This window comes from Paraburkholderia sp. IW21 (assembly GCF_041321145.1).
In the GTDB taxonomy this organism is placed as follows: Bacteria; Pseudomonadota; Gammaproteobacteria; order Burkholderiales; family Burkholderiaceae; genus Paraburkholderia.
This window is the reverse complement of sequence record NZ_JBGGWA010000010.1, coordinates 247679-261582: the sequence shown is the minus strand read 5'-3', so window position 1 is coordinate 261582 and position 13904 is coordinate 247679. Positions and strand designations below refer to the sequence as shown.

At 64.7% G+C, this 13904-nt stretch carries 11 protein-coding genes, 2 pseudogenes and 1 riboswitch; of the genes and pseudogenes, 3 read left to right on the top strand and 10 right to left on the bottom strand.

The window, feature by feature from the left end; translation table 11 throughout:
* Nucleotides 1-107: 107 nt before the first annotated feature.
* The 3 genes and pseudogenes from ahcY to ACAX43_RS23630 all read right to left on the bottom strand — a co-directional run.
* On the bottom strand, nt 108-1529 hold the full coding sequence (gene ahcY, locus ACAX43_RS23640) for an adenosylhomocysteinase (RefSeq protein ID WP_370710829.1): 1422 nt from the start codon (nt 1527-1529) through the stop codon (nt 108-110).
* Between the two features lie 33 nt (nt 1530-1562).
* A riboswitch (S-adenosyl-L-homocysteine riboswitch) is annotated at nt 1563-1699 on the bottom strand.
* Between the two features lie 190 nt (nt 1700-1889).
* Nucleotides 1890-2687, bottom strand: coding sequence for a glycosyltransferase family 2 protein (locus ACAX43_RS23635; RefSeq protein ID WP_370710828.1), 798 nt, complete (start codon nt 2685-2687; stop codon nt 1890-1892).
* Nucleotides 2688-2781: 94 nt separating this feature from the next.
* Nucleotides 2782-2939 (bottom strand): annotated as a pseudogene (locus ACAX43_RS23630) (CidA/LrgA family protein); the annotation flags it as partial.
* 166 nt (nt 2940-3105) lie between these two features.
* Here ACAX43_RS23630 and ACAX43_RS23625 point away from each other — a divergent pair.
* Nucleotides 3106-4095 carry a LysR substrate-binding domain-containing protein gene (locus ACAX43_RS23625; RefSeq protein ID WP_370710827.1) on the top strand — a complete coding sequence of 330 codons (990 nt, stop codon included), beginning with the start codon at nt 3106-3108 and terminating at the stop codon, nt 4093-4095.
* A 98-nt stretch (nt 4096-4193) separates the two neighbouring features.
* Here the strand turns inward: ACAX43_RS23625 and ACAX43_RS23620 are convergent, their stop codons facing one another.
* Both ACAX43_RS23620 and ACAX43_RS23615 read right to left on the bottom strand, forming a co-directional pair.
* Nucleotides 4194-5927, bottom strand: coding sequence for an OmpA family protein (locus ACAX43_RS23620; RefSeq protein WP_370710826.1), 1734 nt, complete (start codon nt 5925-5927; stop codon nt 4194-4196).
* Between the two features lie 169 nt (nt 5928-6096).
* Nucleotides 6097-6969, bottom strand: a pseudogene (locus ACAX43_RS23615) (GMC family oxidoreductase); the annotation flags it as partial.
* A 254-nt stretch (nt 6970-7223) separates the two neighbouring features.
* On the opposite strand from ACAX43_RS23615, the gene ACAX43_RS23610 reads away from it, so the two are divergent.
* Both ACAX43_RS23610 and ACAX43_RS23605 read left to right on the top strand, forming a co-directional pair.
* Nucleotides 7224-8909 (top strand): isovaleryl-CoA dehydrogenase, encoded by a 1686-nt coding sequence (locus tag ACAX43_RS23610; RefSeq protein ID WP_370710825.1) that lies wholly within the window; start codon nt 7224-7226, stop codon nt 8907-8909.
* A 169-nt stretch (nt 8910-9078) separates the two neighbouring features.
* Nucleotides 9079-10497, top strand: coding sequence for a coniferyl aldehyde dehydrogenase (locus tag ACAX43_RS23605; RefSeq protein ID WP_370710824.1), 1419 nt, complete (start codon nt 9079-9081; stop codon nt 10495-10497).
* A gap of 14 nt (nt 10498-10511) precedes the next feature.
* Here ACAX43_RS23605 and ACAX43_RS23600 read toward each other — a convergent pair whose 3' ends face one another.
* From ACAX43_RS23600 to fliE, 5 genes are all read right to left on the bottom strand, one after another.
* The gene (locus tag ACAX43_RS23600; RefSeq protein WP_370710823.1) at nt 10512-10877 is read right to left on the bottom strand and encodes an EscU/YscU/HrcU family type III secretion system export apparatus switch protein; all 366 of its coding nucleotides are present in this window, start codon (nt 10875-10877) and stop codon (nt 10512-10514) included.
* Nucleotides 10877-12307 (bottom strand): flagellar hook-length control protein FliK, encoded by a 1431-nt coding sequence (locus tag ACAX43_RS23595; protein WP_370710822.1) that lies wholly within the window; start codon nt 12305-12307, stop codon nt 10877-10879. Before ACAX43_RS23595 ends, ACAX43_RS23600 begins: the two co-directional genes overlap by 1 nt.
* 81 nt (nt 12308-12388) lie before the next feature.
* Nucleotides 12389-12715 carry a flagellar protein FliT gene (locus ACAX43_RS23590; protein WP_370710821.1) on the bottom strand — a complete coding sequence of 109 codons (327 nt, stop codon included), beginning with the start codon at nt 12713-12715 and terminating at the stop codon, nt 12389-12391.
* On the bottom strand, nt 12712-13146 hold the full coding sequence (gene fliS, locus ACAX43_RS23585) for a flagellar export chaperone FliS (RefSeq protein WP_370710820.1): 435 nt from the start codon (nt 13144-13146) through the stop codon (nt 12712-12714). The genes ACAX43_RS23590 and fliS overlap by 4 nt, the downstream gene beginning before the upstream one ends.
* Before the next feature lie 291 nt (nt 13147-13437).
* Complete coding sequence (gene fliE, locus ACAX43_RS23580; protein WP_370710819.1) at nt 13438-13788, bottom strand: flagellar hook-basal body complex protein FliE; 351 nt, start codon at nt 13786-13788, stop codon at nt 13438-13440.
* Nucleotides 13789-13904 lie beyond the last annotated feature (116 nt).

Below are 13904 nucleotides of genomic sequence, written 5' to 3'. Positions count from 1 at the left end.
GTCCGTTTGAACGGAAAGAGGCGGGCATGGCGAACAAAACGGCGCATTACGCGCCGCTTTGTCGTCACACTGTCATGCGTTTAAACCGCCCGCGTGCTTAATATTACTTAGTAGCGGTAGTGGTTCGGCTTGAACGGACCGTTCTTGTCGACGCTGATATAGCTTGCCTGATAGTCCGACAGCACCGTCAGTTCCGCGCCGATACGACCCAGATGCAAACGGGCGACCTTTTCATCAAGGTGCTTCGGCAGCACGTAGACCTTGTTTTCGTACTTGTCGCCGTGAACGAACAGTTCGATCTGCGCGATCGTCTGGTTGGTGAACGATGCCGACATCACGAACGACGGGTGGCCCGTCGCGCAACCCAGATTCACCAGACGCCCTTCAGCCAGCAGGATGACGCGCTTGCCGTCCGGGAAAATGATGTGATCGACTTGCGGCTTGATGTTTTCCCACGTGTACTGGCGCGTCGATGCAACGTCGATTTCCGAATCGAAGTGACCGATATTGCAAACGATCGCGTTGTTGCGCATGGCAGCCATATGATCGTGGCCGATCACGTGGAAATTGCCCGTTGCCGTCACGAAAATGTCGGCCTTGTCGGCGGCATATTCCATCGTCACGACGCGGTAGCCTTCCATCGCTGCCTGCAGTGCGCAGATCGGATCGATTTCCGTGACCCACACCGTGGCGCCCAGACCGCGCAGCGATTGTGCACAACCCTTGCCCACGTCGCCGTAACCGGCCACGACCGCGATCTTGCCGGCGATCATCACGTCGGTCGCGCGCTTGATGCCATCGACCAGCGACTCGCGGCAACCATACAGATTGTCGAATTTCGACTTCGTGACCGAATCGTTCACGTTGATGGCCGGGAACGGCAGGCGCCCTTCCTTTTCCATCTGGTACAGACGATGCACGCCGGTCGTGGTTTCTTCGGTCACGCCCTTGATGTGCGCGAGACGCGTGGAGTACCACACCGGGTCAGCGTCAAGGTGCCTGGCGATCGACTTGTACAGCGCGACTTCTTCTTCGTTTTCCGGCTTCGAGATGACCGAGCGGTCTTTCTCGGCCTTCGAGCCGAGGATCAGCAGCAACGTGGCGTCGCCGCCGTCGTCGAGGATCATGTTGGCGAATTCGCCGTTCGGCCATTCGAAAATGCGGTGCGAGAATTCCCAGTATTCGTCGAGCGATTCGCCCTTGAATGCGAACACCGGCACGCCGCCTTGCGCAATCGCGGCGGCGGCATGATCCTGCGTCGAGAAAATGTTGCACGATGCCCAGCGCACGTCCGCGCCAAGTGCCGTCAAAGTTTCGATCAGCACGCCGGTTTGAATCGTCATGTGCAGCGAACCCGCGACGCGCGCGCCCTTCAGCGGCTGCGCGCTCTTGTATTCCTCGCGCGTCTGCATCAGGCCGGGCATTTCGGTTTCAGCGATATTCAGTTCCTTGCGGCCCCAGGCGGCAAGCGACATATCGGCGACGAGAAAGTCTTGCTTGTTTTTTGAATCGAGAACTGCGGCGTTCATCACGCCCTCCTTTCTAAGAAATTGACTAGAAATTTGACGTGAGCGCGGTTCGATGCGGTGGACGGGAAAGCGCTAAGCGCATCCGAGCCCTCCGATTGAAGCCTTCGAGCCTGGCGGGCGGCCGGCGAATAGACTGATTCGCGGTACCCGTCGCAACGCTCCTCGAAGACGAACGGCGATTGTAGCAAATCGAGACGGCTTCGGGGCGTGGAGCCGGTTGACGGACTCGGCGCTTTGAGTGCGGTTGCCGCGGGTGGTAGTGAATATGGGCGCGGCGTGCCTTAAGGCATTTGGAGCGAGAGCTCGTGCACATGCGCGGTGCGCCTTAGCCCCGTTGTGGAGCCGCTTGAGCGTGTGGTTCTATGCCGTGTGATTCGGCAGGGTCGATGCGGCAGGTTCGGCCGCGACGCTTGCCATGCGCAGTTGCGCGATACCCGCGCGCGCGGCCTCGAGATACTGCCTTGAGAAATGGAACGCGTCGACCAGATCGGCAGGATCGGGCTTCCGCATGCCGAGCGCGATGCGGAAATAGCGTTCGGCGTGAATGCCCGAGTGGTAATGCATGCGCACGCGCTTCGCATCGTCGAGGCGCCGGTTGCCGAAAATTTCACGCAGGGCCCACGAAAACGCGCCGTCTTCGCCGCCGATGCGGCGAAACGCGTCATCCATCGGGAAACCGCCGAGTGCGGCATACACCGCGCGGCGGATGATCAAGCTGCTCGGCACCGTATTGCTGAGCGTCGCTGCATGCTTGTCGAAATCGGAATGGCCGGTGATGTCGGCCGGAAAATCCGTGTACTCGACGTCGAGCCGCACGGACACTTCGTTTGGGTTCTGTGTGAGGAACCTGCTCGCGGCGGCCAAGGCGCCGGGCAGGTATTCGTCGTCGGCGTCGAGGAAGGCCAGCAGTTCGTGCGATGCATGCATCGCACCCCAGTTGCGCGCCCGCGCCGCGCCGCCGTTGTAGGGCATCCGCAGCAAGCCCACGCGCTGGTCGAGGCTTCCGCAATACGCAACGAGGTCGGCGGATGCGTCGGTCGAGCCGTCATCCACCACGATGATCTGCGCGGCTTCGGGCTGAATCAGGCAACTTTGGAGCGCACGCGCGAGTGTCGCCGCGCCGTTGTAGCAGGGAACGATGATTGAGATGGGCGTCATGAATTGAAACGGGCGCTGCGGGCCGAACGATAGGGAACCAGCAATGTTATCCCGCTTCCCGGCGCGTCCATCCTGAAATGCAGATCGCAGACCTGCGCGGCGCGATTCCGCCGCAGAACAGGAGCGCGAGTAGCGCGACCAGACCGACCACGCCGCCAGTACCGGCAAATGCAGCACGCGCACGGCGAAATCGGCGACGAACCAGAGACCGGCAAGCGCGGCACTCTGCACGGCGATCCGCGCGACGCGCATGAGACCGCTTGCGCGGCTAGCGTTGGCGAATCGGGAGAGGTGCCGCCGCCATGGCAATCCCTAAGTGGACTTCTGTTGAAAGTCAGCATGGGCTGCGCCGCATCATAAATATAATGACTTACAATCATCAAAACCATTCCAATTTGGAATTCTGGAGCCTGAGATCGTGGAACTACGTGCGCTGCGGTATTTCGTCGAAGTGGTTCGTCAACAGAGCTTCACCGTCGCCGCCGAGCAGATGTTCGTCACTCAGCCGACCATCAGCAAGATGGTCAAGTCGCTGGAAGACGAAATCGGCTCGCCACTGCTGCTGCGCGACGGGCGCCAGATGGTGCTGACCGACGCCGGCCGGATCGTCTACCAGCGCGGTCAGGATGTGCTGGCAGCGCACGCGCAGTTGCAGGCCGAGCTGAACGATCTCGACACGCTCGGCCGCGGCGAGTTGACCATCGGCATTCCGCCGATGGGCGGTTCACTCTTCACGCCTGCCATTGCGGCCTTCCGCCAGCGCTACCCGAAAATCGAGCTGAAGCTGTTCGAGCAAGGTTCGCGCGCGATCGAAGCCGCGCTGATCAACGGCGAGCTCGAACTGGGCGGCGTGCTGCAACCGGTCGACCCGGAAAACATCGACGTACTGCCGATGACGCGTCAATTGCTGTGGCTGGTCGCACGCATCGGCTCGCGCTGGGACGATCTCCACGAGGTGCCGCTCGCCGAACTCGCCAACGAGCCGTTCGTGTTCTATGGCGAGAGCCTGGCGCTCAATGATGTCGTATTGAATGCGTGCCGCATCGCCGGCTTTGCGCCGACCATTGTCGGGCGCAGCGGGCATTGGGATTTCATGGCGGCGCTGGTGCTGGCCGGTGTCGGCATCGCGCTGTTGCCGGCGCCATATTGCCGGCGGCTCGACGCAGCGCAGTTCACCTGCCGCCCGGTGGTGGAACCGGAGATTCCGTGGGAAATGGCGATCGGCTGGCGCCGCAACGGCTATCTGTCGCACGCTGCGCGCGCATGGCTGGAGGTGGCTCGCGAGGCGCTGCCAGGCCAGGCCGGCGACGACTTCATGCTCGGGCCGGGCATCGGCGTGACCGGCATCACGGCGCCGGTTCAGACGCCGCAGCAAATGCAGCCACCGCAAACGCGGCCGGCCAAATGACAACATGCCGCCCGGCGCGAACCGGGCGGCATGTCTCGATCGTGCACCTCAAAGGCTCGCTTCAAAAGCTTGCCTTGATCGCTCATTGAGCGCCGTCATTACTGCTGCGCGACGAACTCGATGCGGCGGTTGGCAAAGCGGCCGCTCGCGGTGTCATTACTCGCCACCGGACGTGCATCGCCGTAACCTTGTGCGACCAACGAATCGGCCGGCACGCCCGTCTTCACGAGATACGCGCGAACCGCTTCGGCGCGCTTCTTCGACAACTGCAGATTGGCTTGCGCGCCGCCGACGTTGTCCGAATAGCCGGCCACTTCGAGCTTGGCCGTCTTGCCGTTGCGCGCACAGGCGTTCAGCACTTGCGCCGACTGGTTCAGATCTTCAACGGCCGAGACCGGCACGCGCGCGCTGGCGCTCGTGAAGTTGATCACCTGCAGGTTCAACACCTTGACCACGTCCGCTGTCGCGCACGAACTGTCCGGCGTAAGCAGGCCCTTGATCGCGCCACGGAAGTTCTCGGTTGCATTCGCGACCGCCTGCTCGACATTGAACGAACCGATCTGGTACGACGCGCCGAACAGCGACTTCAGTTTGTCGAGCCAGCCCAGCTTCGCGTTTGCCGCGCTGCCGCTCAATTCGATATGCGCGCCGTCCACTTTCACTTCCGCACCCGGCAACGCCATCAGCGGCAGCAGACCGTCGAGATGAGCGAGCCAGTCGGCCGGCTTGGTGTCCTGATCGACCGTAACGTTCGCAACGAAATGGTCCGCACCGAAGCGCTTCGTCAGCGCGTCGATCAACTGGGTCTTTTCGGCTTCGCTGCCGACCGTCGCGGTGAGCGTCGGCTTGCCCGCGGCGTCGACCGTGAAGCTGATCTGGCTGTCTTTGGCCGGCGCGGGCGCGGCGGCCGGCTGCTGGACTTCGCTGGCTGCGCTTGCGGCGACAGCGGCGCTGGCCGCGGGCGTCGAAGCCGCGACATCGCTGGCCGCTACGGCGGCGGCCGGGGCCTCCGCCGGCGCGGACGCGGGTTGCGCAGTTGCCGCGCTGCTGCGCTCGCTGCTTTGCTCGCTATGACAGCCGCGCAGGAACAGGAAGGCCAGCACCGCTGCGATCGCCGCGAGCAGCCACCACAGCCACGAGCGCGAACGCCGCTCTTCGCGCACCACCGCGTCGACCGGCACGCGGATGTTCGACAGAGTTTCCGCCACCGGCTTGGCAGCCGGCGTAGGGTGGTCGACGTGCGCCGAAACCGCCTTCAACTGCGACAGAATGTTGCCGGTGAAGGCGCCGAGGCCGCTCAGTCCGAGGCCGGCCATCAGGCGGTCGTTCAGATACGGTGCAATGGCCGGCAGTTGATGACCCAACAGCGTCGGCAGTTGGCCGACGTTGCCCTGACCTTCAAGAAAATGCCGCTTGAGCACGCCAAGGAGCGTTGCGCCGACGATGCCCGTCATGGCATGCGTGGCATGTGCCGGCACGCCGGTTTGGGTCGCGACTTCATCGCTGAGCGTATCGACGCGGCGATCCAGCACGCGTTCGAGCAACAGGCGCCCCGCGCTTTCCAGCTGGCTCACGCCGCCGGTGCTGCCAAGCAGTTGCGGCAACTGCTCCGCGATGTGCCCATTCACCTCGGGCGCGAGGACCGCGGCGAACAGCGAGCGCGCGCCGTCGAGCGTCGCGCCCTTCTGCATCAGGCCGGCGACCAGCGCCGGGCCGGTCGTTGCAAGCACCTTTTGGGTCGCGTCCGGCGGCAGCCCGAAGCGGGCCGCCAGTTGTCGCACGACACCGTCCGTCAACGCGGACTGAATCAGCTGAATCACATTGATACTCATCGCTTCGCTTCCTTGAGTTCCCGAACGCGTCACCTGACGCGCTCTTTTTCGCGGCGCGATTATAAGTTTGGGGAAATCTCATAAACGAAACGGCACAATTTATGACGAATTAACAGACGTTGGCCTAAATTTTCTTATATTTGCGAGCCAAATTAGGAAGATTGACGTGTCAAGCCGCGACGCCCGCCGACGCCACCGCCGACACCGTTTGCCCCTCGCGCCGCGCCGCCGCGATCAGTTCGGCCGCGCGCTCACCGATCATCACGGTCGGCGCATTGGTGTTGCCGCCGATCAGCGTCGGCATCACCGACGCATCGACGATGCGCAGCCCCGTCACGCCTCGCACCCGCAACTGCGGATCGACCACCGAGCGCGCATCGCTACCCATCCGGCACGTCGCCACCGGGTGATAGATCGTGTCCGCATGCTCGGCGATGGTCCGGCGCAATTCCGCCTCCGTCTGGCCGGGATGCGTGTACAACTCCTCGCCGCCATGCAGTGCGAGCGAAGGCGCATCGAGAATGCGCCGCGCCATCCGCGCGCCTTCCACCAGCAGGTCGAGATCGCGCGAGTCGCTGAAAAAGCGCGGATCGATCACCGGCGCGGTGCGCGCATCGGCGCTGGCGAGAGTGACCGTGCCGCGGCTATGCGGCCGCAACACGCACACGTGCAGCGAATAGCCGTGGCCCCAATGCATATGGCGGTTGTGATCGTCGACGATCGCTGCGCAGAAATGCAATTGCAGGTCCGGGCGTTCGAGCGTCGGCCGGCTCTTCAGAAAGCCGCCCGCCTCGGCGACATTGCTCGACAGCATGCCGCGCCCATGGCGCATGAAGGTGACGAACTGCGGCAGCATCCGCGCGATGCCGCGAATCGAAAAGCCGGTTGGCTCGATCGACGACACCCGTTTGTTGACCGTGAAGTCGACGTGGTCGATCAGATTCCGGCCGACTTCCTGCGCATCGTGCAGCACCGGAATGCCGAGCGACTGCAACTGTGCCGCGGGCCCGATTCCCGAGCACATCAGCAGTTGTGGCGAATTGTCTACGTGAGTTTCATCGGCATTGTAGGGAGCGTTCGCGCGCCACGGCGGCGTCGTGTCAGAGCGATCCCTCTAAACGAAAGCGCCGCAGCGACCCTATGATGAAAGACGCGCATGCGCCCGCCGGGCGCTGCGCGGAGCATTCAAACGCGGCGCTCCACGCGCCGTCCTCTGAGCGTGCGGCATGACACGCAGTGATAAAACAGCACACCGTCGATCAGCGCCGGCGCGCATCCGGTGAACGGAGACAGCAGATGGAACGGCACAGCTTCGGCCCCCCCCACGACGTGACAAATCAGGCGCCGCCGCTCGCGGACTACAACCTGTTTTCAAGCGACGCGGCGTTGTGCGCCGCCGTCGAACGCGAAGGCGCCGCCTGGCATCGCGAGGCGCTGCAGCGGCACGGCGCAGCGCTCACCACGCCGGAAACGCTCGCGCTCGCTGAACTGGCGAACCGCCACGCGCCCGAACTCATCACGCACAGCCCGCGCGGCGAACGCATCGACGCGCTCGAGTTTCACCCTTCATGGCATACGCTGCTGTCGCTGTTGCGCCGCGAAGGCCTGCACGCGCTGCCGTTTTCGGATCCGCAGCAAGGCGCGATGGTCGCGCGCTGCGCCGGCTACTTCCTGCACGCGCAACTCGAATCCGGCTCGCTGTGCCCACTCACGATGACCTTCGCGAGCATTCCGGTGTTGCAACGCGAACCCGCTTTGTTCGACACGCTGCGCGACAAGCTGTACGCCCGCGAACATGATCCACGCGACGTGCCGCTCACGCAGAAAACGTCGGCGATGATCGGCATGGGCATGACCGAGAAACAAGGCGGCTCGGACGTGCGCAGCAACCAGACCCGTGCGTATGCCACGCGCGGCAGCGGCCGTGGCGCGGAATACCGGCTCGTCGGCCACAAATGGTTTTTCTCGGCGCCGCAATGCGATGCGCATCTGGTGCTCGCCCGCACCGACGATCACGAAGGCCTTTCATGCTTCTTCGTGCCGCGCTTCGCGCCGGACGGCAGCAAGAACGCCGTCCAGATCCAGCGTCTGAAAGACAAGCTCGGCAACCGCTCGAATGCCAGCAGCGAGGTGGAGTTCTTCGACGCATTCGGCATCATGATCGGCGACGAAGGCCGAGGCGTGCCGACCATCATCGAAATGGCGAACTACACGCGGCTCGATTGCGTGATCGGCAGCGCAGCGTTGATGCGCGCCGCGCTCGTGCAGGCGATCCACCATGCGCGGCACCGCAGCGCGTTCGGCCGGCATCTGGCCGATCAGCCGCTGATGCGTAACGTGCTGGCCGACCTGGCGTTGGAGTCGGAAGCCGCGACGGTGCTGTTCATGCGACTCGCGCGCGCGTTCGAAGAGTCGGCCGATGCGTCGTCGGCCGCACCCGCCGAACGCGCATGGCGACGGATCGTCACCCCGGCGGCGAAGTACTGGGTCTGCAAGCGCACCCTGGAATTCACCGGCGAGGCGATGGAAGTCTGGGGCGGGAACGGCTACGTCGAAACCGGTCCGATGGCGCGCCTTTATCGCGAAGCGCCGGTGAATTCGATCTGGGAAGGCTCGGGCAACGTGGTGTGCCTCGACGTGCTGCGCGCGATGGAACGCGAACCCGAGGCCGCACAGGCTCTTTTCGCGGCATGGCAAGCGGATGCGCAAGGTCACCCCGGACTGAGCGCCGCGCTCGGCAAGCTCACAGCCACGCTCAACGGCGCACCCGAAACGCGTGAAGCATCCGCGCGACGGATCGCGCAGCAGATCGTGCTGACCGCGCAGGCCACCTTGCTGGTCAAGCACGCGCCCGCCGAAGTCGCTGAAGCCTTCATCGCGACGCGTCTCGCCGACGGTTGCGGCGAGAGCGGCCGGGTGTACGGCACGCTGCCGGCGACGTTCGACCACGCGGCGATCATCGAGCGGGCATTTCCAGGCTAAAGCGGGTGGGCCAACCGCGATTGCGCGTTTCAAGTTTGAGGCGAGCGAACCAGGCCGTGTTTTGCAGGACCGTTTTGCCATACCGTTTCGCCATACCGTCGCAAGACAAGACAACAAACCCATAAGCGCGACTCAACGCGCACCGATATCCATCAGGGAGCGGTCACACATGAAGAACGATCTGCCAGAGGTCGCCGCGCTCCAAGCGCTGCTGCGCGATCAACGCCATGCTTATTTGCGGGCGCCGTATCCATCGTGGGAAAACCGCGCCGCGCATCTGAAAGCACTACGCAAAGTCATGCTCGACAACCGCGACGCGCTCGCCGACGCGATGAGCGCCGACTTCGGCAATCGTGCGAAACAGGAAGTCCTGCTCGCCGAATTCCTGCTGGTCAAGGAAGAGATCGACGCCGCGCTCAGTCACGGCAAACGCTGGATGAAAGCGCAGCACCGCAGCACCAACAAATGGCTGATGCCGGCACGCGCGAAAGTCGTGCCGCAGCCGCTCGGCGTGGTCGGCATCATCGTGCCGTGGAATTATCCGGTGCTGCTCGCCGTCGGGCCGCTCATCAGCGCGCTGACGGCCGGCAACCGCGCCATCATCAAGATGTCCGAACTGACGCCACGCACCTCGGCGTTGTTCGAGCAACTGATCGGTCAGACCTTCGCGGCCGATCACGTCGCCGTGGTGAACGGCGACGCTTCATTGGCCGCCGCGTTCAGCGCGCAACCGTTCGACCATCTGCTGTTCACCGGTTCGACCAAGGTCGGCCATGAAGTGATGCGCGCCGCGGCCGAACACCTGACGCCGGTCACGCTCGAGCTAGGCGGCAAGTCGCCGGCGATCATCGGCGCACATGCGCGCTTCGACAATGCGGTGGACAACCTTATCGCCGGCAAGACGCTCAATGCGGGTCAGACCTGTGTCGCGCCGGACTACGTGCTGGTGCCGCGCGGCCAGGAGCAGGCGTTCATCGAACGGGCCCGCGCGCGGATGGCGAAGATGTACCCCGATTTCGCGCGCAACCTCGATTACACGTCGATCATTTCGGAGCGGCACTTCGCGCGGCTGCAGCGTCTCGCCGACGAAGCGCAGGCCGCCGGCGCGCAACTCCACACGCTCACCGACAGCACGCCGGATGAGGCAAGCCGCCGCTTCCCGCTGATCGCCATCACGAATGCGCCGGACGAAAGCGCGCTGATGCAGGAGGAAATCTTCGGCCCGCTGCTGCCGATCGTCCCCTACGACTCGCTCGACGACGCGATCGCCTGGATCAACGCGCGTCCCCGCCCGCTCGCGCTGTATCTGTACGCCGACGACCCCGCCACCATTGAGCGCGTCACGCACGAAACCATCGCGGGCGGCATGGCGGTCAACGAAACGCTGATGCATCTGGCGTGCGAAAGCCTGCCGTTTGGCGGCGTCGGTGCGAGCGGGATGGGTGCGTATCACGGCTACGAAGGCTTCGTCACCTTCTCGAAGATGAAGCCGGTGCTGACGCAGGCGCGCCTGAACGCCCGCGGATGGATCTCGCCGCCGTACGGCAAGCGGGTGAATGCACTGCTGAAGCTGATGATGCGGTTTTGAGGCAACGCGCGCACTCAGCGCCCGGGCGCCCCGCCGCCGGCGTCCGCAATGTCCGTCGCGACCACATCGGTGACATCCTGCGCATCGGCCGCGCCGCCTTCGGGCTCCGCCTCAGCACCGCTTTCCAGCCGATGCAGCCACGCGAGCAATTCCGCCACCGCCTGATAAAGCTGCGGCGGAATCCGCGTATCGAGGTCGACCTGCATCAGCAGCGAGACCATTTCCGGCGCCTCGTGCACATACAGGCCGGCTTCCTTGGCGCGTTGCACGATCATCTCGGCCAGCATGCCGTAGCCTTTGGCGACGACACGCGGCGCGTGATCGCCGCTTTGCGCGTCGTAGACGAGCGCTGCCGCGCTGCGGCGATGTTTGCGGCTCATCACATGTCCCAATCGAAATCGCCGAGCGGTGCGGCACCCGTGCGGGTGACGCGCGCCGTGCGGCGCCCCGCCGGCGCCGTGTCAGCCACTGAAGCCGCCGACGCCGAGCGCGCATAGGCCGAAGCCGCCGCCTGCGCGGCCGCCGCAGCGCCTGCCGTACCCGCCGCCGTGGCCGGCGCGCCGCCGCCGATCTCGCGAATCGTCAATGCGTTCAGTTCGATGCCCGCTGCCGCGAGCCGCTGACGAAAGTTTTCGCCCTGCATCGCCAGTCGCGCCGCGCCGCCAGGACTCGCCTGCACGCGTGCGACGAGGCGCGTGCCGGTCAGCGTCAGGTCCGCATCGACGGTGCCGAGCGTCGGCAACGACAACGTCAGGCGCGTACGCCACGGCTGGTCGTCCTCGCTCGCCGCACCGCCGCCGCTGCGGTCCCACTCGTCGCCTTCCTGCTCGATGGTCCAGTCGAGCTTGGCGCCCGGCCAGGCTTCGCCGGTCCAGCGAAACTGTCCGGTTGCGAGCAGATCGAGTTGCTGACGGACCAAAGGAACGGTCGCGGGATGAACCGCGGCCGCCATCGATTGCGGGTTTTGCGGCGACCCGTCGTCGGCCAGTTGCGCCGCGGCGCTGTGCAGGCTCGTGCGCGCGGGCTGACCGTTCAGGTCGGAAAGCGAATTTGCCAGCACCTCGGCGGCCACGAAGCGCGCGGCCTGCGCGGTCTGGATCGACGGCACCGTGCGGGCGGCGGCATTGCCGTCCGGCGTGCCGTTGGTCGAACCGCTGGGCGCTGCGCCCGTGCCCTGCCGGGATGCGGCATTAGAGGAAGAAGCCTCGTCGGCGTCGCTCGCCCAGTTGAGCGGCAATTGCGCGGCGGCAGCCACCAGCTTGTTTTGCGCCTCGCCGGCCAACGCGGCGGGCGAGCGCTCGCCCGCCAGCCATTGCGCGAGATGGGCTTCGTAGAACAGACCGCTTTCGCCGACCGTTTGTTCGAGCGCGGCCGCGAGCGCCGCCACCGGAACCTGGGCAGCCGCCACATTGGTGGTGGCCGCGGCCGTGGCGGCACTCGGATTGGCGGACGAAGCGGCAGGAGAAGCGGCAGGAGCGGCGGCAGCGGGCGTATCGAATAGCGGCAAGCCGCCGGCTGCGACATCGAGCGCCGGCGCTGCGGGCCAGATCGGCGTTTGACCAAGCACCGCGAGGGTCGCCGCGCCGCCCGAACTCAGGATCGCATTGAGCGTCAACGCGACGGCGGACAGCGCGGTTTGAGCGGAAGCGGGCGGTGTCGCGGGTGTCGTGCCGGGAGCGGCGCTGGCAGGCGCGGTATCGACGCCCGCCGCACCGGTCTGCGAGGCGGTCGCACTGCCCGGCGCAAGATTGAGCAGGCTGTCGACCCGGTTCGCGAGCAGCGAAGTGACGACCGCGTCGATTCCGTTCATACCGATTCCTTGGTCACATGGGCGGCGACGCGCTCAAATCCGATCATGCGGACTTTTGCAGCGCGTCGCCCGCCGGCAAACTCAGCGCGCCCCGTACAGTTCCTTGAGCAGGCGAGTCGGCCGTCCAGCGAATAGTGCCGACAGCGTGGCCATGCGCGGATTCGCCAGGTCACGGATCGCAGCGTCGTCGGCGAGTATCTGGCGGATCAGCGCGTATTTGCGCAGGCGCTCCGCGTCGTCCAGTCTGACGCCGGTTTCCGCGTCTCTCAACGCGTCCACCAGATTCCGGTACTCATCCTGCAAGCGGACCAGATCGTTCCACAGGGCACGCCGGGCAGCCATCAGCATGCGGCGGGAAATCGCTGCAATCGCCTCGTAGCGGGCGAAATATTCTGCGTTCGATGTCATCTCATGCTTTCCGCGGCCGGCTGGACTGCCATCCGCGCGATCTCCGGGGCAATCCCGATCCAGGCCTCTTCGAGCGTCGCCAGCAGGCCATCGACCTCGGCCAGCATCGTCTCGCTCTGTTTTATGTTGGCTTCGAGCAGCCGGCGCGACATATAGCTATATAGCGCGTCCAACCGCTCTGCAATCTCGCCGCCCGCTTCAATGTTGAGCGACTGCTGCAGCCCGCTTTCGACGATCTGAATCGCCTTGCCGATCGCCTCACCACGAGCCGGCACGTTGCCCATCTGCAAATGCATGCGCGCTTGCGCGATCGCCTGCCGGGCGCCCTGATACAACATCACGATCAGACGATGCGGACTCGCGCCCATCACCCCTGTCTCGACGCCGACGCGCGCATACGCATTGGCTCCAGAGTGTCCTGGGGAAAACATCGGCGCTCCTCCTCTCTTGCGGTTGCTCGCTGCACCCCACCCGGGCACGTTGCCGCACCCCCGATTTCTGCCTGTACCTGGTTATCGGATAGGCAGCAGGAAAGCTTTAGGCCGATAGAGAGAGTATTAAGGGGCCGATGCCCGCGATATCGCGCTGAGCGTGGCGAGGCCGCCTGCCACGAAGCGCCGCAAGGGCGCGCCGGGCAGACCGTCTTGCCGTGCATCCGCACAGCGTTGCATCTGGACGCATGCGTTCGGGCGGGCGGAACAGCCCTGCCGCCCGAGCCGCACTTACACCGACATCTGCATGATGTCGTTATAGGCCGACACCAGTTTGTTGCGCACCTGCAGGCCGAACTGGAAACCGACGTTGGCCTTCTGCATATCGACCATCACGTCGTTCAGCGACACATTCGACGCGCCGAGTTCGAACGCCTTCGATTCGCCGATCGCCGTGTTCTGAGCACCGCTGATCTTGTCCAGCGAAGCCTTCAGCGCGGAGGCGAAACCGCCGGTCGAAGCCGCACCGGACTGGTTGGCGACCGAACCGCTGGCCGCAGCATTGTTGCTGCCGGCCGCTTGCGCTGCCATCGACTGCATCTGTTGCAGCGCCGACGAGAGCGCGTTCACGGGCAAAGTCATGTTCTCTCCAGGGAATGACGACCGGCATGCCAGAAACCGTGCCGATCTGAACGAAAGCATAGCAGTGGGCTATACGGGAAAGCCCCGAAACTAGGGGGGAAATCCGGCTCTATTCA